19 protein-coding genes are annotated in these 18,162 nt (G+C 64.9%); 13 read left to right on the top strand and 6 right to left on the bottom strand.

Annotated features, from left to right (window positions below):
- On the bottom strand, nucleotides 1–1,110 hold a 1,110-nt coding region (gene repA / locus ACFFP0_RS23865; RefSeq protein ID WP_377264717.1), incomplete at its 3' end, for a plasmid partitioning protein RepA.
- Between repA and ACFFP0_RS23860 the strand changes: the two genes are divergently transcribed.
- Together ACFFP0_RS23860 and ACFFP0_RS23855 are read left to right on the top strand one after the other, a co-directional pair.
- Nucleotides 1,034–1,414: a hypothetical protein gene (locus ACFFP0_RS23860; RefSeq protein ID WP_377264718.1), complete on the top strand. Its 381-nt coding sequence runs from the start codon at nucleotides 1,034–1,036 to the stop codon at nucleotides 1,412–1,414. The genes repA and ACFFP0_RS23860 overlap by 77 nt on opposite strands.
- Nucleotides 1,415–1,618: 204 nt before the next feature.
- A complete protein-coding gene (locus ACFFP0_RS23855; protein ID WP_377264715.1) occupies nucleotides 1,619–1,894 on the top strand; it encodes a WGR domain-containing protein in 276 nt (91 codons plus the stop codon).
- A gap of 48 nt (nucleotides 1,895–1,942) precedes the next feature.
- On the opposite strand, the gene ACFFP0_RS23850 is transcribed toward ACFFP0_RS23855, so the two are convergent.
- Nucleotides 1,943–2,626, bottom strand: a complete 684-nt coding sequence (locus ACFFP0_RS23850; protein ID WP_377264714.1) for an ATP-binding protein — start codon at nucleotides 2,624–2,626, stop codon at nucleotides 1,943–1,945.
- Nucleotides 2,627–2,721: 95 nt separating this feature from the next.
- Entirely contained in the window at nucleotides 2,722–3,447 is a 726-nt protein-coding gene (locus ACFFP0_RS23845) for a response regulator (protein WP_377264713.1), read from the bottom strand.
- A gap of 629 nt (nucleotides 3,448–4,076) precedes the next feature.
- Between ACFFP0_RS23845 and ACFFP0_RS23840 the strand changes: the two genes are divergently transcribed.
- The 11 genes from ACFFP0_RS23840 (at nucleotide 4,077) to virB11 (ending at nucleotide 14,060) form a co-directional block, all read left to right on the top strand.
- Nucleotides 4,077–4,868 (top strand): lytic transglycosylase domain-containing protein, encoded by a 792-nt coding sequence (locus tag ACFFP0_RS23840; RefSeq protein ID WP_377264712.1) that lies wholly within the window; start codon nucleotides 4,077–4,079, stop codon nucleotides 4,866–4,868.
- 48 nt (nucleotides 4,869–4,916) lie between these two features.
- Nucleotides 4,917–5,228, top strand: a complete 312-nt coding sequence (locus tag ACFFP0_RS23835) for a TrbC/VirB2 family protein (RefSeq protein WP_377264711.1) — start codon at nucleotides 4,917–4,919, stop codon at nucleotides 5,226–5,228.
- Nucleotides 5,229–5,304: 76 nt separating this feature from the next.
- Nucleotides 5,305–5,583, top strand: coding sequence for a VirB3 family type IV secretion system protein (locus ACFFP0_RS23830; RefSeq protein WP_377264709.1), 279 nt, complete (start codon nucleotides 5,305–5,307; stop codon nucleotides 5,581–5,583).
- Nucleotides 5,576–7,936 (top strand): VirB4 family type IV secretion/conjugal transfer ATPase, encoded by a 2,361-nt coding sequence (locus tag ACFFP0_RS23825; RefSeq protein WP_377264708.1) that lies wholly within the window; start codon nucleotides 5,576–5,578, stop codon nucleotides 7,934–7,936. Before ACFFP0_RS23830 ends, ACFFP0_RS23825 begins: the two co-directional genes overlap by 8 nt.
- Nucleotides 7,933–8,073, top strand: a complete 141-nt coding sequence (locus ACFFP0_RS23820) for a hypothetical protein (protein WP_377264707.1) — start codon at nucleotides 7,933–7,935, stop codon at nucleotides 8,071–8,073. The genes ACFFP0_RS23825 and ACFFP0_RS23820 overlap by 4 nt, the downstream gene beginning before the upstream one ends.
- Nucleotides 8,070–8,855: a type IV secretion system protein gene (locus tag ACFFP0_RS23815; protein ID WP_377264706.1), complete on the top strand. Its 786-nt coding sequence runs from the start codon at nucleotides 8,070–8,072 to the stop codon at nucleotides 8,853–8,855. The genes ACFFP0_RS23820 and ACFFP0_RS23815 overlap by 4 nt, the downstream gene beginning before the upstream one ends.
- Nucleotides 8,856–8,859: 4 nt before the next feature.
- A complete protein-coding gene (locus ACFFP0_RS23810; RefSeq protein WP_377264705.1) occupies nucleotides 8,860–10,131 on the top strand; it encodes a TrbL/VirB6 family protein in 1,272 nt (423 codons plus the stop codon).
- A gap of 29 nt (nucleotides 10,132–10,160) precedes the next feature.
- A complete protein-coding gene (locus ACFFP0_RS23805) occupies nucleotides 10,161–10,835 on the top strand; it encodes a VirB8 family type IV secretion system protein (RefSeq protein WP_377264704.1) in 675 nt (224 codons plus the stop codon).
- A 33-nt stretch (nucleotides 10,836–10,868) separates the two neighbouring features.
- On the top strand, nucleotides 10,869–11,639 hold the full coding sequence (locus tag ACFFP0_RS23800; RefSeq protein WP_377264703.1) for a TrbG/VirB9 family P-type conjugative transfer protein: 771 nt from the start codon (nucleotides 10,869–10,871) through the stop codon (nucleotides 11,637–11,639).
- The gene (locus ACFFP0_RS23795) at nucleotides 11,629–13,062 is read left to right on the top strand and encodes a TraB/TrbI/VirB10 family type IV secretion system protein (protein WP_377264702.1); all 1,434 of its coding nucleotides are present in this window, start codon (nucleotides 11,629–11,631) and stop codon (nucleotides 13,060–13,062) included. Before ACFFP0_RS23800 ends, ACFFP0_RS23795 begins: the two co-directional genes overlap by 11 nt.
- 5 nt (nucleotides 13,063–13,067) lie before the next feature.
- On the top strand, nucleotides 13,068–14,060 hold the full coding sequence (virB11, locus tag ACFFP0_RS23790) for a P-type DNA transfer ATPase VirB11 (RefSeq protein ID WP_377264701.1): 993 nt from the start codon (nucleotides 13,068–13,070) through the stop codon (nucleotides 14,058–14,060).
- A 57-nt stretch (nucleotides 14,061–14,117) separates the two neighbouring features.
- Here virB11 and ACFFP0_RS23785 read toward each other — a convergent pair whose 3' ends face one another.
- The 3 genes from ACFFP0_RS23785 to ACFFP0_RS23775 are packed head-to-tail and all read right to left on the bottom strand — an operon-like array spanning nucleotide 14,118 to nucleotide 18,158.
- A complete protein-coding gene (locus ACFFP0_RS23785; protein WP_377264700.1) occupies nucleotides 14,118–15,092 on the bottom strand; it encodes a hypothetical protein in 975 nt (324 codons plus the stop codon).
- A gap of 12 nt (nucleotides 15,093–15,104) precedes the next feature.
- On the bottom strand, nucleotides 15,105–17,168 hold the full coding sequence (gene virD4, locus ACFFP0_RS23780; protein ID WP_377264699.1) for a type IV secretion system ATPase VirD4: 2,064 nt from the start codon (nucleotides 17,166–17,168) through the stop codon (nucleotides 15,105–15,107).
- A 15-nt stretch (nucleotides 17,169–17,183) separates the two neighbouring features.
- Nucleotides 17,184–18,158, bottom strand: a complete 975-nt coding sequence (locus ACFFP0_RS23775; protein WP_377264698.1) for a hypothetical protein — start codon at nucleotides 18,156–18,158, stop codon at nucleotides 17,184–17,186.
- Between the last annotated feature and the right edge of the window lie 4 nt (nucleotides 18,159–18,162).

Below are 18,162 nucleotides of genomic sequence, written 5' to 3'. Positions count from 1 at the left end.
ATGGATCAGGCCCTGAACCTCGAAATTCACCGCGTCCATGCACTCGATGGCCCGGTCGTAGGTGCCGCGGGTGAAATTGTTGCGCTCGACTTCATAAAGCGTCTGCTTGGTCAGGCCGGCATCCGAGATCGCCGTCGACTTCACCATCGGCTGCTTCAGGATCTCCTCCGCCAGCATCGACTGCATGAAGCCGAGCATCTGCGCCTGCGGCACGTCGGTCGGCTCGTAACGGGTGATGAGGTACCGCAGCCAGTCCATCTCGACATCGGCGCCGGCGCGCTTGATCGTCCTGATGATATTGCCGAGCATCAGCAGGAACTGGCTCATGGACATCAGGTCGAGCATCTGCGGATGGACGGTGATCAGCACCGAGGTCGCGGCGGTCAGCGCCGTCAGGGTGAGATAGCCGAGCTGGGGAGGGCAGTCGACCACGACCACGTCGTAGCGCTCGTCGACATCGGCGAGCGCCTTGCCGAACCGGGTGAAGAACCGCTTGCCTTCCGCCGAATTCTGCATCGCCAGCGGCGTGTCGTACTCATATTCCTGCAGTTCGAGATTGGCGGGGATGATATCGAGATCCGGAAAATTGGTCGGCAGGATGACCTCGGAAATCGGCTTGCGATCGGCGTCGTAACGGATCGCATCATAGAGCGACGGGTTCTTGTCGAGCTCGGGCTGGAAGCCATGCAGGGCCGAGAGCGACGCCTGGGGGTCGAGATCCACCGCGAGCACCCGGTGCCCGGTGAGCGCCAGATGCTGGACGAGGTGCGCCGTCGTCGTCGTCTTGCCGGAACCGCCCTTGAAGTTCACGACCGCGACCACCTGCAGCTTGTCGCCGGGCTTGCGATGCGGAACGTATTTTTTCGCGTCCGACTTGCCGGTCTTGTCGAGGAAGAAACGCAGCTCGCGCATCTGCTCGCCGGTATAGAACCGGCGTCCGCCCGCCGAGGTGGTCGGGATCGGCCCCTTGCCTTCCAGGTGCAAACGCTTCAGGTTGTTGGGACTGACGCCGAGATAATGGGCGACCTCGGCCATGGAAAACATCCGCAGCGTCTTTTTCGCGTTCGGCGGAAACTTTTCCATCCGCAGCTGGTCGAGACGCCGCGATATCTCCGCGCCCTGCAGAAGGATCTTCTCGTCGAATTCGAACGAGGGCAATTTTGAGTTGGCTTTCATCCGAAGACCATTCTGGCGACAAAACGAGGAGATTTCCCAAATCTGCCGCCAGTATCGGCGATTCTTTCGAGGTGGCAAGGAGATTTTGGTTAAGATTGAAACAGAGCCGGATGCCCGGCTTTTCCCGCAGAGCAAATTTCCATTGCGATTCCAATTATTTAATGGAAGCGATCCGGTTTTTGCGAAATCCTCCGGGCGCAGGGTCGAGGTGCCTGAGGCGCCGCCGCGATCGCCCTGATTTCCGGCTCCGAACGCGTATGGCGCGAATCGGTTGACGCTCAAGGCGGGCTTCACCGATATCGCGCCGTCGTTTTTGCGAGGGGAGGGAAGGGCGGTCGCGGGCACGGTTAAGGGCAGACAGTTCACGGATATGAATCGAAGCCGGCCCGGTGATTCATAATTCCGGTTGGACAAGATGGCGGCCGCCGGCGATCCTGAAACCATGATTTCTTCCTTGCCGGCCGCGACGACCGATGTCTACCTGCAGCGTATCGACGCCAGCCGGAACATGGCCCGTTATTACGCACTGTCCATAGAGCCGAACCTGTTCGGCCAGTTCTGGCTGGTGAGGCGCTGGGGGCGCATCGGTTCGAAGGGCCGGGAGAAGACGGAAGTCCTTGCCGATCCGGGGGAGGGGGCGGAACGGATGGCAAGACTGTATCGCGCCAAGACCGGGAAAGGTTATGTCCGGGCCACCGAGGGCCGGTCCCGCCCGTGAGGCGCTCGCCCCTCGCGGCCGGGAAAAGCCGTCGCGTCTCCCGCCGCCTCAGCCGGCAACCTCCGGCAGCCGCGGGAAAAAAACCGTGAAACACGTCCCGCCGTCCGGCCCGGGGCCGACATCGATCTGTCCCTTGAGGGCGCGGACCGTCGCCTCGACGACCGAAAGACCGAGGCCGACGCGGCGCTTTTCTCCACCCGTCGTGAAAAAGGGCTCGAAGATGCGCGGTGCGTGTTCCGGCCTGATGCCGGGGCCCGCGTCGCCGACCGACATCCGCAGATAGGCGCCGGCCTTAAGCGTTCCGTGGCTCATCGGGATCGCATCCTCCGGATCGAACGGCGCGATCTTCAGGAGCACCGCCCCGCCGCCATCCTGCGCCTCGCTCGCGTTCCGGCACAGGTTGACCAGCACATGCTGCAGGTCGCGCGGCGTGCCGAACATGGCCATGGGTTCGTCCGCGATTTCGATATCGAGACGCGTCGTCTGCGACACGGACGTATAGAGCGCCGGCAGCATCTCGGACGCCGCCTCCAGCACGTCGAACGGTCTGCTCATGTGACGGCCTCTCCTGCTGATGATGAGGACCTGCTCGACGATCCGTTCGGCCCGCCGCCCGGATTCGACGATCTGTTCGGCATAGTCCAACGCGGCACTTTCGGGCGGCAGCATCTCGGCCAGCATTTCCGCATAACCGAGGATCGTCGTCAGGATGTTGTTGAATTCATGCGCCATCCCGCCCGCCAGACCGGCATCGGCGGGCGAGGGGGGCTCTGGCGGAGCCGGGCTGCATGGCGTTCCGGCTTTTGGCCGGAACCGGGTATTGTCGTTCATTGCGTGCGCACCCGCAGGATCTCCGTATCCACGTCGGTGTCGAAAATGTAGCCGAGGCCTCTTTCCGTTTTGATAAAGCGAGGGGCCGAAGCTTCGATCTCCAGCTTCCGGCGGAGCCTGAGGATCAGCACGTCGACGCTGCGATCGTAGATCTCCTGATCGTGGACCCGCGTGGCGAGCAGCAGCTGTTCGCGCGACAGAACCTGCCGCGGCGCTTCCAGGAAGGCGACGAGAAGGTTGAACTCATTGATCGTCAGCTTGACCTCCTCGCCCTCGGCGGTGCGCAGCTGGCGGTTGCGAGTACTGACCCGCCATCCGTCGAACGTGTAGACCTTGTAGCCGCTCTGGGCCCGGCGGTCCGGCCGCTCCCGCAAGACGGCGCGCACGCGGGCCAGAAACTCGCGCATGGCGAAGGGCTTGGTGATGTAGTCGCTGGCGCCCACTTCCAGGCCGTTCACCTTGTCGTCCTCATCCAGCCTGTCGCCGCTGATGATGATGATCGGTATGTCGCGCTTGGCGCTGAGATTGCGGACGATCTGCAGGCCGTCCTCCTGTCCGAGGTTCATGTCGACGATGACCAGGTCGGGCGCTTCGACAGTCAGCTGGCGCGCCATCTGCGCGCTGTTCTCGACCGCGTTGATGCGGAAGGCGTGCTGGGAGAGATAGTCGCCAAGCATGCGTCTGACCGACACGTCGTCATCGACGATGAGAATATTCTTCACGAGCCACTCCTTCCGCGAACGTATGCGCGCCCGGCAATCGAGGATATGAAGGGAGATTAGGCGTCACGCCCCGCCACCACAATCTTCACGCGGCGCATGGCGCAATGCATGGAGCGGATCATTCCGGCGCGACGCAACGGAACGACCGCCGGGACGGATGGAAGCGGCGCCTCCGGATTGGGCCCCGCGCCGGCCCCGCCGCCAAAACCGTTTCATCTGTAATGGGAAACGCCCCGGCCGGCATGCCTCCCGCCCGGGCCCGGCTTCGCGCGGGCGGTCTCTTCCCGCAGGCATGCAACGCGTCCCCGCGCGGGATTGCCTCTCCGGGGGAGCCTGCGGCAGCAATGCGGGGCGCATTTCAGTCCGTTACAAATGCAATCACTGTAAACGTTGACATATCGACAACGCCGTTCAGTATGTATTCATTCAATGAAGTAACTTTTAAACATTCTATTTTTATCACGCCAATAAAACTGAAAGAAACGCTCATGTCGATTGTCGTAAAAAGGCAGATATGGGATTTTGCAAGAAAGCATACGATTTGTTGCGCAATATTATTATCGGCGCCGCTGCAAGGTCTTTCCCCTCTGGCCCATGCAGCGATATTTGAAGAACTGAAGGACGGGACTTTGGTCCAGCGGGATGGCGGCGCATCGGAAGGTGCGCCGCCGACGGGAATCAGCACGGGACCCTATCTTCCCGTTCTTCCCGTCGAGGGGGCATCGTCCGGCCTGGCCTATCGGCAACCGGCCGCCGAACCCGCGGGCAATGCGGCAAGCCAGGCGATCGGGCAGCAATTGATGCTGCCTTCGCCGCGCCGGATGTCGCGGCAGTTGACGCTCGAGCAGCAGCGCATGCGCCGGCTGGCGACCGAGATCGGGCTTTCCTTCGCGACCACGTCGGGCGTGAAAAAGGCCCGTCTCGACGAGGCCCAGTTCGTCCAGCTCTTCACGACGCTGATCCATCGCGAAAGCAGCTTCAACCGGCTCGCCGTGTCGCCGGCCGGAGCCCGCGGGCTTGGACAACTGATGCCCGCCACCGCCGCGGAACTCGGCGTCTGCGACGTCTTTTCGGCCGAGCAGAACCTCCACGGCGCGGCGACATACCTGACCGACATGCTCGATCAGTTCGGCACGCCGGAGCTCGCACTTGCCGCCTACAATGCCGGCCCCGCGGCGGTGATGAAATATCGGGGCGTTCCGCCCTATCGCGAGACCCGCCAATACGTGGCCGACATCCTGCACGCGGTGCAGTCCGCGCCGCGCGAAAGGCCGGCCGCCACCAGTTTCGACATCGCCATGCAGGCCGCCTCCGCGCCGCATGCCGCCGGATCGATCCTCTTCGACGCCGCAGGGAACCGTCCCTTCGGCTGCCGAACCCTCGGGCTGGCCGCTCGGCGCGGCCCGTCGGTCTACGAGTAGCCCGGAGCATTTCGCCCGGGAGGTTCTCAGCCAATCATGAGGTACAGGATGAACACACTGACAAAGCTGCTATCGAACCGCGAGATCTGGCGGTTCGTATTTTCGACGGCGGCGATCTTGCTGCTGACCACACAGCCGAGTGCCGCCCAGGATTTCCAGGGCGTCACCACCTTTCTCGACAAGGTCGTCGCTGCCATCACCGGCCCGATCGGCATCGCCGTATCCGCGCTGGCCGTCATGGCCGTCGGCTTCTCCTTCATGACCGGACGCATGGACTGGACCTTCGCCGTGGCGGTGGTGCTCGGCATCGCGATCGTGTTCGGCGGGGCAAGCTTCGTCGAGGGATTGAGCGCCAGCTAACCACGGCGCTCATACGGCCGGGCCTCCGCCGCAGCCTTCGGGCCCGGCCGTTTTCATTCAAGAAAGGAGAGGCAGTTTGGAACGTACCCCGCTATTCATCGGTCTTACCCGCGAAGTGAGCTTTGCCGGCCTGCCGATCATGTATCTCGTGGTGCTGATCGTCGCGACGATGCTCGGCTTCATTTTCACGCGGTCCTTCATCTATCTCGTCGTGATGGGTGGCGTGGGGTACAGCGTGCTGCGCGCGCTCGCCGCCTACGATCCGAAGATCATCAACGTCTTCATCGCCACCGTGCAGCAGACACGGATGAGCCCGGCCCTGCTGCGGGGAAAGGGGCTGGTGTACCGTGCTTGAGGCGCCCCCCACGCATGCGACGCGTCTCGTCGCCAATCGCCACCTGCCGGAAAACCAGCTGCTGGTCAGCGGGCTGCCCTATCTCAGCAAGGTGGACGACCTGACGATCATGCTGCGCGATGGCGACCTGATGGGCTCGTTCATCGTCGAGGGCATCAACGCCGACACCGTCGACCATCGCCACACGATGGAGCTGTCAAACGCGCTTTCGCGCTTCATCGCCCAGCAAAGGGGCGACGTCGCCTATTACATCCATCGCATTTCCGTCGAGACCCGGCCGACCATTCCGCCGCTCAAGGGGCATCCCTTCAACGAGGAAATCGATCGCCGCTGGCGCGACTACCTGCAGAATATCGGCCTGCGAGATCGCGTCACGATGGTGACCATGGTCATCCGGCCGCCGCGCAAGATCGCCAAGTTCCTGAGCCTGTTCGGCGGCAAGGACGTCCACAGCCGCGCCGAGGTCGCAGCGCGCGCGCTTCGCCTCGACCAGATGATCACCACCTGCATGGTGGCGGTGAGCGAGGCAAAGCCCAGCCGCCTTGCGCTCTCCGAAGGGCGCTGGCTCGGCCTGCTGCGCACCATTCTCGACGGTTCGAGCGGAACGCTCGTGCCCGGCGCCCGGTTCTCCCCGATTTCCGATCTCCTCGCCACCTCCCAGGTGACCTTCCAGGGCCGCGTGTTCGAATGCCAGGGGCCGACCGAGGGCAGCCAGCGCTTCGGCACGGTCATCTCGCTCAAGGACTATCCGACCGAGACCTATCCCGGCATCCTCGACCGTCTCAACCTGCCTTACGACACGATCGTCACCCAGAGTTTCAATCCGATCGACCCGATCTCCGCGCAGGGCAAGATCTCGAGGGTCCGCAAGCAGATGCGCGCGGCGGAAGACGCCGCGATCTCGCTGATGGCGCAGCTCGAGGACGCCGAGGACGACGTCGCCTCCGGACGCGTGGTCTTCGGCGACCACCATTGCAGCATCGCCGTCTTCTGCCCCAGCGTGAAGGAGCTGGAGCAGGCGGTCGCCTATGTGACGCGCGCCATGCAGGATGCCGGCGCGGCGATCGTGCGCGAGAACTTCTCGGCGCGCGCCGTCTACTTCGCCCAGCATCCCGGCAACTTCGCCTACCGCACCCGGCCGGCGATGATCTCGTCGATGAACTTCGCCCAGCTCTGCGCCATGCACGGGCTGTCGAAGGGCAATCCGCCGGAGAAATGCCCATGGGGCGAGGCCGTCACCATCATCCCGACGGCGCGCGGCGAGACATTCCGGTTCAACTTCCATCTGCCCGGCCGTCCCGGCCACCGCACCGTCGGTCATTCGCTGGTGCTCGGGCAGACCGGCTCCGGCAAGACGCTCGGCACCGCCTTCCTGGTCAGCCAGGCCCAGCGCCTCGACGTCCGCACCATCCTGTTCGACAAGGACAACGGCTTCGAAATGGCGGTGCGCGCCATGGGCGGACGGTATTCCGCCGTCCGCATGGGGGAGGAGACGGGCTTCAACCCGATGCGGGCGGAGGCCGACAGTCGAGGCGCCGCCTGGCTTACGGACTGGCTTTCAGCGCTGGCCGGGCACGACGGCGGTCCGCTCAACCCGATCCAGACCCAGGCGCTCAACGACGCGGTTCAATCCAACGTCGTGGCCGACCGGCGGCTGCAGAATTTCGAGCAGTTCCGCAGCCAGCTTCGCGCCACCGACGACGAGGGCGATCTCTACAACCGGCTGGGCCGCTGGGACGAGACCGGCCAGTTCGGCTGGCTGTTCGGCGGCAAGGACACCGATCCGCTCGCCTTCGAAAACAAGCTGACGGCGTTCGACCTCACCGAGATCTTCGACAACGACCTCGTGCGCACCGCATGGCTCAGCTACGTCTTCCGCCGCATCGAGCGGCTGGTCGAGGACGAGCATCCGACCCTGCTCGTTCTCGACGAGGCCTGGAAACTGCTCGACGACCCCTATTTCGAGGCGCGCCTGAAGGACTGGATGCTGACGATGCGAAAGAAGAACGTCGCGGTCGTGCTCCTGACCCAGCGCGTCTCGCACATCAAGAACAGTGCGGCGGGCGACGCGATCCTGGAAAGCGCGGTCACCCGGCTCATCTATCCGAGCGCGTTCAACACGGAGGCCGAGCTCGCGCCGCTTCACCTGACGCCGACGGAAAGCGCCTTCCTGCAGATCAGCAATGTCGACAACCATCTCGTGCTGCTGAAGTCGGGCGCCGACAGCGTCGTGCTCGACTTCGACCTCGGCGCGATCGGCAAGGGGCTCGACGTGCTGGGGGGAGGGCGCGGCGAGAAAGGCCCGCCCGGCTGGCGCGACCGGCCCGATTTTCAAATGGAGATGCTGAAATGAAGCTCGCGACATTGATCGCCCTGGCGCTCGCGCTTGCAGGCCTGGCCGGCTGCCAGTCGGTGCCGGCCGAGCGCAAGAACAACTGCGCCTGCATGTGGGAAAACTTTGACCCCCTACCGGAAGGAGTGACGGCATGAACCGCCTGATTGCAACGACCTTTCTGACCTGCAGCCTGCTCCTGGCAGGCACCGCCGGCGCACAGCAGAGGATCAACCCGGTCGACGAGCCGACGGTGGGCAATGCCCCGACGGCGCCCGACGACGCCAATGTCAGCTACGATCCCGTCGCCATCCAGCAGATGATGAAGCTCGTCAGCCTGATGCGGCTGGTCGGCGGCGGCATCTCGCAGATGTTCAACTCGATCGCCGAGCAGGCGAAGGCGCTCGACCTGATCCGCGAGGCCCAGACGGGCCGCAAGAATTTCCCGCTTCTCAACGACGCGGAGCACGAGCAGGCGCGCGAGGGCGGGGAGGGGCTTTCGGAAATGTCCGACAGCGCCCTGAACGGCGCGATCGAGGGGCCGCCCGACGTCGCCGACGCGTTCGACCGGTTCCGCACCACGTTCAGCCTGGATCAGGCCTTCAAGCTGAAGGACGACGAACTCCTCGGCAAGAAGATGCTCGCGCAGCTGGCCGCCAAGAGCGCGGTGGCGGCATCCTCCGCCGAAGCCGCCTACAAGCGGGCCAACGACAGCAGCGCCCGCCTCGGCGACTATATCGCCGCGCTCGAGGCGAGCCCGGACCTGAAGACCAGCGTCGACATCAACACGCGCGTGATGATCGAGATGACCCAGCAGTCGAACGAAAGCCTGCGCACCCAGTCCGCCATCACGTCGATCGCCAGCGCCTATTTCATGATGCTGGCGAGCGAGGCGAGCGAGCCGAGCTGGGTGGACGGCCTCAAGAACTTCAACAGGTGACGCCATGGGGATCATACAGACCATCGGCACCCAGATCGACGAGGCGACCGTCGACTATCTGCAGGCGGTGTTCGACGGCGTCGCCGGACCGGTGCAGACCCTGATGGTCGCCATCGGGATGACGACCCTGCTGTTCATCGCCCTGAACCATGTCGTCCAGGCGCAGAACATCCACTATACCCGTTACCTGAACTGGGCCGTCACCTACATCCTGGTGGTGAGTTTCTCGACGGTCTGGAGCAATTTCTCGGCGATCTACGACGCCCTGACGGGCATCACCCAGGGCTATTCGAACCTTGTCGTGGAGGCCGTCGCCAAGGATATCGAAACCCTTCGCCTGGACATCCTGAACCCGGCCAACATAACCGGCGCCGGCGAAGCCAAGACCTATGCGGCGCTCGACGAGTTCGGGCACGCCATCGTCTGGATCGCCGGCGATTTCTTCCGGGACACCTCGATCCTGGACCTCGGCAAGACCTTCCGCAACATCTTCGCCGGCCTGTTCGTGCTGATCGTCGGCGGCATCTTCATCGCCGCGGCGGCGGTGATGGTGCTGATCGCCAAGGTCGGGCTGATCCTCGGCATCAGCCTGGCGCCGCTCGGCATCATGATGTTCATGTGGGAAAAGACGCGGCAGTATTTCCAGGGCTGGGTCAGCCTGCTCGTCGGCTTTTCCGTCATTCCGCTGCTGCTCGGATGCCTGATGGCGATCGTGCTCTATTTCGCGAGCCACATCCTCGCGACGTCCGGCGCCAGCAGCCTGGACAAGGAAAAGTTCTTCGGCTTCATCTTCGTCATGATCGCCGCCCTGGTCCTGCTGTTCCACATCCCGACCATGGCGCAGACGCTCGCCTCCGCATCGGTTGCCGTCGGCGGCGCGAGCGTGGGCAGGAGCCTGACAAGCGCCGCAGGCCGGATGAGCGGCGCGTCCAACCTCAAGCAGTACATGATGGCGCTGCCGCAGCGCGGCATCGGCCAGATGCTCGATCCCCGCAAATACGCGCATGGCATCGCGGCCGGCCTCGGGGCGGCCAAGGCCAGCGGGTCGCTCAGGAGCGGGCTGGTGTCCGGTTTCTCGGCATGGCGCCGCCATACCGACGAGCGCAAGGCATTCTGGCGGAACAGAAGGGAGCAGGCGGTTGCCGGCCCGGCACAGATGAGCCCGAACCCGGCCTATCGCTCGTCCTTCTCTCCGAAGTCGTCTTCATCGCCTGAAACCGGGGGAGGGGGATCGTCCCCGATATCGCCCGAGCAGCGCGATCTCTACAAACCCTGATCCAGGCACATCAAGAGAACAGTGTCCTCATGCCAACCACACCCATTCAGAATGCTTTCGAAGACGAGATATTCTTCACGCTGCGGCAGCAACGGAACAACTGGGCGAAGATCGCCATCGGATCGATCGCCCTGGCGCTTCTGGCGCTCGGATGCCTGATCGCGATCCTGCCGCTCAACGAAACCAAGCCCTTCGTCGTCATGGTCGACAAGACCACCGGCGAGGCCGAGAAGCTCGTCCAGGTCCGCCCGGCCTCGCTCGACCAGCAGGACGCCGTCCTGCAGGCGGAGCTGGTCTCCTACGTGACGGACCGGGAGACCTACGACCCGGCCGACAATGCCGTGCGCATTCCCGACGTGATGACACGCTCACAGGAGGACGCGGCCGCGACGCTCGCGCAGATCTGGAACTCCGGCTCGTCCCAGTATCCGCCGACCGTCTACGGCAGCGGCGTGCGGGTGCGCGTCGTCGTCAAGTCGATATCGATCAGCCCGGCGACCAAGCGCGGCGCCTTCGATCTGGCCCGCGTGCGCATCACCAAGTACCGCGAGGAAAAGGGCAAGGAGACCGCGGCCCGCACCTTCGTCGCCACCGTGGGCTACGCCTTCCGGCCAAAGAACGACGCCAAACTGGAGGAGGTCTGGAAGAACCCGCTGGGCTTCACGGCCCTCAGCTACCGCATCGATGCGGAGACCGCCGGATGACCTCGTTTTCCAGTATTCAGAGAAAGGCATGACATGCTGAAACGCATCGCAATCACCCTCCTGGCCTGCGTATCGATCGCCGCCGTGGCGGAGGCCGCGAACCCGGCTCCCGAAACGAGGAACGACCCGCGCATCCGCCGCTATCTCTATAGCGAGAACCAGGTCTACAAGCTCGATCTCTACCTGAAATCCGTCACCGCCGTGCAGTTTGCCGATAGCGAGGAGGTGCAGTCGATCCTGATCGGGGACAGCGCCTCATGGGAGGTCGTCAAGCTGCAGAGCGGCAATGTCGTCAGCATCAAGCCGACGATACCGTCGGCGGCGACCAACATGACGATCTATACCGACAAGCACGTCTACGCCTTCGAGCTGCGCTCGATGAACGAATACGTGGCCGGCGGCGGCGAGGCGCCCGTCTTCCGGTCGATCTTCACCTATCCGCAGGCAGCCCGCCCGAAAGCGGCGGCGGCGGCGCCGAAGGCCGAGCGGGTCGATTCCAACTACATGGTTTCCGGCAAGGCCGCGTTCCGGCCGATCTGGGTGCAGGACAACGGTAGCCAGACCAGCTTTTTCCTCCCGGAAAACGCGCCGCGGCCGGCGATCCTCAAGGTCGGGCCGAAGCGCACGGAGGAACTCGTCAACTCGCGCACGATCGGCAACCGCGTCGTCGTCGACGGGACGAGCGATTTCTGGGTGCTGAGGATCGGCGACGAAACGGTATGCATCGGCCGCGGCGGCGCCGTCGCGGCCAGGCCTTCGCTGTTTGGCGCCCAGAAGCCGAGCGAGGTCGCCGATGTCCGATAACGATCACAACGCCGGTCCCTTGCCGCACGAGGTGGCGGAAGCGAAGGAAGAGGAACGCCGGGCGGCCGAGCGCGAAGAGCTCCTGAATGCCCGGCGCGCGCGCCAGACCGGCTCAAGCCGCGGCGGCAACGTCAAGCTCCTGGCGACGCTCGGATTCATCGCCGCCTCCTTCTTCGTGTTCGTCATGTCGGCCGGCCCCGGAAAAATCCTCGGCCTGCTGGGCATCGGCGGCGGCGACGACCAGAGGACGTCGCAGATCGACATGCAGGTCGACCGCGAGAAAGAGGCCAATTCCCATCTGGATTTCCTCGTGCCGGCCATTCCGGAGCCGCCCAGATCCGAGGTGGACCCGAACGCCGCCTTCAACGAGAAATTCAAGGCGTTGCAGGAAAAGCTCGCGGAGATGGAGCGCAACCGCCAGCCCGGCCTGTCGAGCGGCGAGGTGCAGCGCATGCTGTCCGGCTACAACGACGCCATGACCAAGCGGCTGGAGGAGGAGCGCAAGGCCATGGCGGATGAAAACACCAGGCTGCGCGCCGAGGCGCAGAAGGCCGAGGAAGAACGCCGAAAGGCGGAGGACGCCGCGAAACTGCGGGAGGAACAATACAAGCTCGGCCGCGAGATCGAGATGAAGCAGCGGGAATCGAAGGCGGTCATCGTCGACGATTCCGGCCGCGGCGAGATTGCGGATGCAGCCGCCGGCGGCGACGCGTTTTCGCAGGACCTCGACCAGAACGAACGGTTCCTGAAGGCCTCCGCCGCCGGCGGCTGGCAGACGTCGGTCTCCAAGCGCCTTGCCGATCCCTCGCGCACGGTCGTCCAGGGCTCGATCATTTCGGCCGTGCTGGAGACGGCGATCGACACGCAGCTGCCGGGCAGCATCCGCGCCCAGGTGACGCAGCCGGTCTATTCGTTCGATGGCACCCGCGTGCTGATGGCCTCCGGCACCATTCTCATCGGGCAGTTCAACAACGACGTCGATATCGCGCAGAAACGGGTGCTGATCGCCTGGAACCGGGCCATCACGCCGGACGGCAAGTCGATCGCGCTCGGCTCGATCGGCACCGACCGCCTCGGCCGCTCGGGGTCGCTCGGCAATGTCGACAACCGATACGGGACGAAATTCGGCGCGGCGATGCTGGTCAGCGCGATCACGGCGGTTCCGACCATCCTGTCGGAGCAGCTCGGGAAAAGCTCCAAATCGTCCGGCACCACGATCAATATCGGCAGCAGTGGCGGCAGCGGCGGCGGCAGTTCCGGCGGAACCGGCGCAGGCGCCCAGCTTGCCAACAGCATGGGCGGCGATCTCAGCGATCAGGCCAGCGGCGTGCTGGAAAAATATCTCACCCTGCCCCCCGTCATCCGCATCCCGCAGGGGGAGGAAATCCGCGTCTTCGTCAACAGGGACCTGATATTCCGATGAATTACATGCCGCAAACCCGCGAGATATCCTATGTCGAACAATATCTCAGCCCCTTGCGCGACTATCTGGTCGACGACGGAATCAACGAACTCGTCATCAACCCCAACGGCTCGATCTTCGTCGAGACGGCCGGCGCGGAATTCATGCACGAGATCGACGTCACCCTGCCGCCGCATGCGATCAAGCGGCTCGGCGCCCAGCTCGCCGGCGAGACACGCAACACGCTCGGCGCGCTGCATCCGATCGTTTCCGGCCGGGTCATCGTCTGGGGCAACCCGCAGCGCGTGCAGATCGTCATCGAACCGGCGATCGAGCAGGGCGTCTCGCTGTCGATCCGCAAATATCTGACGCGGGCGCTGAAGAGCGAGGACATCGGTTTCGTCGAGGGCACCCAGATCCGCGTCGACGACGAACGCAGGGCCCGCCACCGCGCCATCGCGGAGATGGCGCGGGCAGGGGATCTGCAGTGCCTGTTCCGCCAGGCGATCGACGAGAGATTCAACGTCCTGATCTCCGGCGGGACATCGTCGGGCAAGACGACGGTGGCGCGGTCGCTGATCGAAATGATGGACACCCGCGAACGCCTGATCACCATCGAGGACGCGCAGGAGCTTTTCCCGCCGCACCGCAACCAGGTGGCGCTGATTTCCGACCGCAAGGAAAAATCGGCGCGCATGCCCTCGAAACTTCTGGAAAGCTGCCTGCGCATGCGGCCGGACCGGATCATCGTCGGCGAAATCCGCGGCGTCGAGGCCTATGATTTCCTCGAAGCCATCAATACCGGGCATCCGGGCGCGATCACCACCATCCATGCCGACAGCCCGGCGCTCGCCTTCGACCGCCTGGCCCTGATGGTCATGCGGTCGGGCGTGCGGCTCTCCCATCCCGAGATCATCACCTATGCCAAGCGCACGATCGACCTGGTGATCCAGGTCGGCCGTCGCAACGGCAAGCGCGGCGTGCTGGAAATCTACCTTCCCTCCCAGGACCTGGATTGAGCCGGATCGACATCTCTTGCCGGAAAAGTCTCCCGCAGGCGGCGCGGACCCGCCTCGTCAGTCGCAGCGCCCGGCATTTCGCAGCCGGCGCAACAGCTCGACCCGCGCCTGCGTGGCCGGCCGGGACGCGGTCGGCCCGGCCCCATCGCCGGTAAGCCCCGCAGCCTCCGCGTTTCTTTTCGTCCCGGACCGGCTCCCGCCGGCGCTGCTGCTTCCGGTGGCTCCGGACCGGGCCGACCCCACGCCGGCATCGTCCATAAGGCCATCGTCTTCCCGCGCGGCGCGTCGTTCGAGCGTCTGGCGCACATGATATTCCCTCTCGAAGCGCTTCAGCGTGGCGTCCGGGCCGTGCGCCTGGAGTTCCGTCTCCAGGGCGCGGGCTGCCCGCCCGGCGTCGCCGACGCGATTCCAGTTCACGGGCTCGCGCACCTGGCCGGCCACGATCGGCTGACGGGTCCGGACATGCTCGTGAAGCACCTGCTGCAGATGGCCGAAGGCATCCGTAAACCTGCGGGCTTCGGCCGCGGTGAAATCGTGGTCCACTCCGCCGGGAGCATCCGGCAGCGACGTTTTCAATCCGAGTTCCCGATCCAGAAGGACGCGCGACAGGCGGATCTGTGCGCCCCTGTCGTTGAGACGGTCGGCGATCGCATCGTTGTCGTCCGTTTCGTCATGGCCGTGATAATGGGGGGAGAAGGACGCGAACTCCTGCGCGCGCTGCAGCAGGCCGCGACGCATGTCGGCGCCGCCTTCTTCGTCCACATGATTGTCGAGCATCCTGCCGACCTCGGCGAAGCGGCGCTGCACCTCGGGCGTGAAGCCCGCGCCCTCGCGAAGTTTGTGGGAGCCCTGGGCGAGGCATTCGGCGGCATACGCGACAAGCCGCTCCTCGGCCCTCGACGCGTCCCTGCTCCGGTTGGCGGCGACAAGTCCTTCCCCCGGGCGATTGGAGCGCGCCCTGTGAAGATCGGCCTGCCGCGCAAGCACGTCCATGACGGCCAGGCTGCGTTCACTGTTCCGGAGGTTGTCCATGGTTCGTCCTTCTTAGGATAGCTCTTCATTGCGGACATTGCGCAGGCTGCGCCCCTGCAGCGCGATGATGCGGTCGAGAAGGGCGCGTTGCTCCGCCATGCCGGGCGGCTCCTCGTAGGGCGCGTCGTCGAACTCGTCTTCGTCGTCCTGCAGGTATGTCTCCTCGCCACCGTCCCCGTCCTCAGGTCCGGCCGCGTCCCCTTGACGTTCGTCGCTTTCCGACAACGCCCATTCCGCCTCCTCCCGGTCGAGCGCGATGGGCTCGCCGGCGGCCGGCCATTCGCCGGGGGACATGGGTTCGCGCCCGGTTTCGGCGACCATGTCGCCCGGAAAGTCCGCCGCCGTTTCGGCCTGCCCGTCCTCGATGCCCGCCGGCGCCTCCCTGCTGACGAAGGTCGTGGCCGGCGCCGACAGGGGAATGGGATCGGGCATGGGCAGCGGGCCGGTCTGGGCGTCGAAAAGCGTCTTCAGCTTGCGGTCCGAATAATACTTCACCTTGTGCATGTGCAGCGGCGGCTGGCCCTTGACCAGGACGATCTGCTTGTCGTCGGCGATAAGGCGCACCTGCTCGGAGCGCAGAAGCTTCTCGCCCTGTTCCGACTGCTGGACGTTGGTGTTCCACCATTGCTTGGTGTCGTAGGATCGGCTTTTCGCGGTAAACGTATACTCGCCGACGGATTTCGAGATGTATTCCGGCGTCTCGTCGTCGGCCGTCGCCATGAACACCTGCACGCCGGTATTGGAGAGGAAATTCTCCTTGCCCGCCTGCTCGTAGGCCCCCGTCAGCGCCGAAAGGCTCTGGATGATGAACATGAAGCGGCCGCCATAGCCGGCGATGGTCGTGACGGCGGTCTCGATCGCTTCCAGCTTGCCGAGGTGCTTGAACTCGTCGAGAAGAAAGAGGACCTCGAAGATCTCGTCCTTGGCCGGCATTTCGCGCTGAAGCACGGACACGAGCTGCTGGAAGAACAGCCTGACGAGCGGCGCGATCACCTCCAGGTCGTTGGGGCTGACCGTCAGGTAGATGGTGGTCGGGTCCCGGCGCAGGTTGTAGATGCTGAAGTCCGAGCGGCTGGTGGCGTTCTTGATCAGCGGGTCGGCCCACAGATTGAGCCCGCCATCGCCGAGCACCGAGGTGTAGGAGGTGATGATCTTGGTGTCGTTGCCCGCCATGGTGTCGAAAATGCGCTGCACTTCCGGGATCTCGCTTTCCTCCGCGAGCTGGGCGAAAAGCTTGTACTTCTCCCCCGGCTGGGCGAAGAGGTCGTAGACGGCGCCGATCGTCGGCTCGCCCCGCTCGATGCAGGCGAGGATGCCGGCGACGAACAGGTCGCGGGCGCCGTCGATAAAGCCTTCCGATCCCTTGCCCTTGGGCGCGATCAGGTTATGGGCCAGCCGCCGCGCCTCGGAAAACCGCCGTTCCGGGCGTATCGCGACGATATCGAGGACGGGGTTGTAGCAATGGGTGCGCCCTTCCTTGTCCATCGGCGCGAACTTGAAGATGTTGTCGCCGCGCGTCTTGCGCGCCCGGGACGTAAGATCGAACAGTTCGCCTTTCACATCGAGCGCCAGGATCGAGCCGTTGAATGTCAGGAGGGTCGGGATGACGACGCCGACGCCCTTGCCGGCGCGGGTCGGGGCGACGACGAGGCTGTGGGGCTGCGGGCCGTTGGTGAGATATTTCCCGAATCCCCGCGGCCCGGAGGTCTTGCCGAAGATCGGACCGTAGACCTTGTCGTAGGGGCGCAGGTATTTCAGCCGCGCCATGTCGGCAAAACGCGCCCATCTGGCGGTGCCGTGATGGTGTTTCTTGAACATCGGCACCGAGAGAACCGCCATGACCAGCAGGACGGTCGCGCCGACGATCATCAGGCAATGCAGGAAAGCCGGCGAGACGTAGCCCAAATGAACGGGCGTCTCGTACCAGAAAGCGAGCAGATCGAGCTTCGCCAGGGCGGCCGCGCCGCCGCCTCGCTTCAAGGTCACGTAGATGTCCGAGATCAGCAAGCCGAGCGGAACGGACAGGACGGTGCTGAACAGCAGGATGCGGATTTTATCGCCTGAATTTTCCGGCATGATCGATTCTGCTCCTCAACGGCCGCGACTGACGGGGCGATGATCGTACCCGCGGCCGCTCAAGGCCAGTTCGCTCAGGCTTTCGCGATGGGCCGGCTTCTCGATGCCGGCCCTTGCCCCCGCCTGGGCCGCCTCCTTACCGGCTGGCGCCGGACGGCTCGAACCGGCGGGCTTTTTCCCGTCGATCTTCACGACCTTGGCCCCCCGGTAGGCCCCGACCTTGACGACCTTGGCGACCCCGGTGACCTCGGCCGGCGCCTTGTCCGGCTCGGTCATGTGGGTGTCGATGCTGTTGGTATCGGACCGCGACGAGCGCGACGAACGGCTTCCAAGCGAGCTGCGATCCGAACCGCTGGACGAGGCGATCGTGCTTTCCGACCATCGGCTCTGGCTCACCTCCGCACCCGTCTTTTGCGATTGCGCCGCCGTGGCGCGTCCGGGCGCGGGCTTGCCCTCCAGACGGTAGAGCGCGTCGCGCCGGTGTTCTTCGATTTTGCTTTTCTCGTCAGGGCCTGCCTTGGCGGGCTGACCGCCGGCGCGGGACGGTATCCGCCTTTCGCCGCGTCTTTCCTGGGCCGGATGGCCGACGGTGTTGCCCGGCGCTGCGGGCCCCATCGCCTGGCCGACGGCAACCTCGGCGGCCGTGCGCTGCTGGAACGCCTTCAGCCGCTCGCGCATCGCCTCGTGCTGTTTGGCCTCGCTGGCGACCATGCCGGCGACCACCGCTTCCGGGCTCTGCCTTTTCGGTTCGCGTTTGCTTGCGGCCGCCGGCGCGACCGGACCCGAGGGCTCCCTGTCGGCCGGCATCCTTTCCGGGCTCGCGGGGCGCGATACCTCGGCAGCAACCGGCGTTTTCCGCGCCACCCCGGCCAGGGCGCCGATTGTCCGCCCAAGCTGCCTGAAGCGCGCGCCGAGGCCGCTGCGCCGCTTGGCAGGGGAGGTGCTGCCGGCCTCGCCATCTGCGGGCGCCTGATTGTCACGATCTGCCATGACG

Origin of the sequence: Neorhizobium puerariae (assembly GCF_042429745.1) — a bacterium.
Taxonomy (GTDB): domain Bacteria; phylum Pseudomonadota; class Alphaproteobacteria; order Rhizobiales; family Rhizobiaceae; genus Neorhizobium; species Neorhizobium puerariae.
The sequence above is the reverse complement of the archived record's forward strand: the minus strand, read 5'-3'. Positions and strand labels throughout refer to the sequence as shown.

What these genes read in the sequence shown, in the direction of transcription:
- virD4 (WP_377264699.1), bottom strand. Translation starts at nt 17,168, where the DNA reads ATGCCGGAAAATTCAGGCGATAAAATCCGCATCCTGCTGTTCAGCACC.
- ACFFP0_RS23805 (WP_377264704.1), top strand. Translation starts at nt 10,161, where the DNA reads ATGCCAACCACACCCATTCAGAATGCTTTCGAAGACGAGATATTCTTC.
- ACFFP0_RS23835 (WP_377264711.1), top strand. Translation starts at nt 4,917, where the DNA reads ATGAACACACTGACAAAGCTGCTATCGAACCGCGAGATCTGGCGGTTC.
- ACFFP0_RS23860 (WP_377264718.1), top strand. Translation starts at nt 1,034, where the DNA reads ATGGAAAACATCCGCAGCGTCTTTTTCGCGTTCGGCGGAAACTTTTCC.
- ACFFP0_RS23850 (WP_377264714.1), bottom strand. Translation starts at nt 2,626, where the DNA reads ATGGCGCATGAATTCAACAACATCCTGACGACGATCCTCGGTTATGCG.
- ACFFP0_RS23855 (WP_377264715.1), top strand. Translation starts at nt 1,619, where the DNA reads ATGATTTCTTCCTTGCCGGCCGCGACGACCGATGTCTACCTGCAGCGT.
- ACFFP0_RS23785 (WP_377264700.1), bottom strand. Translation starts at nt 15,092, where the DNA reads ATGGACAACCTCCGGAACAGTGAACGCAGCCTGGCCGTCATGGACGTG.
- ACFFP0_RS23820 (WP_377264707.1), top strand. Translation starts at nt 7,933, where the DNA reads ATGAAGCTCGCGACATTGATCGCCCTGGCGCTCGCGCTTGCAGGCCTG.
- ACFFP0_RS23775 (WP_377264698.1), bottom strand. Translation starts at nt 18,158, where the DNA reads ATGGCAGATCGTGACAATCAGGCGCCCGCAGATGGCGAGGCCGGCAGC.
- ACFFP0_RS23815 (WP_377264706.1), top strand. Translation starts at nt 8,070, where the DNA reads ATGAACCGCCTGATTGCAACGACCTTTCTGACCTGCAGCCTGCTCCTG.
- ACFFP0_RS23800 (WP_377264703.1), top strand. Translation starts at nt 10,869, where the DNA reads ATGCTGAAACGCATCGCAATCACCCTCCTGGCCTGCGTATCGATCGCC.
- ACFFP0_RS23795 (WP_377264702.1), top strand. Translation starts at nt 11,629, where the DNA reads ATGTCCGATAACGATCACAACGCCGGTCCCTTGCCGCACGAGGTGGCG.
- ACFFP0_RS23810 (WP_377264705.1), top strand. Translation starts at nt 8,860, where the DNA reads ATGGGGATCATACAGACCATCGGCACCCAGATCGACGAGGCGACCGTC.
- virB11 (WP_377264701.1), top strand. Translation starts at nt 13,068, where the DNA reads ATGCCGCAAACCCGCGAGATATCCTATGTCGAACAATATCTCAGCCCC.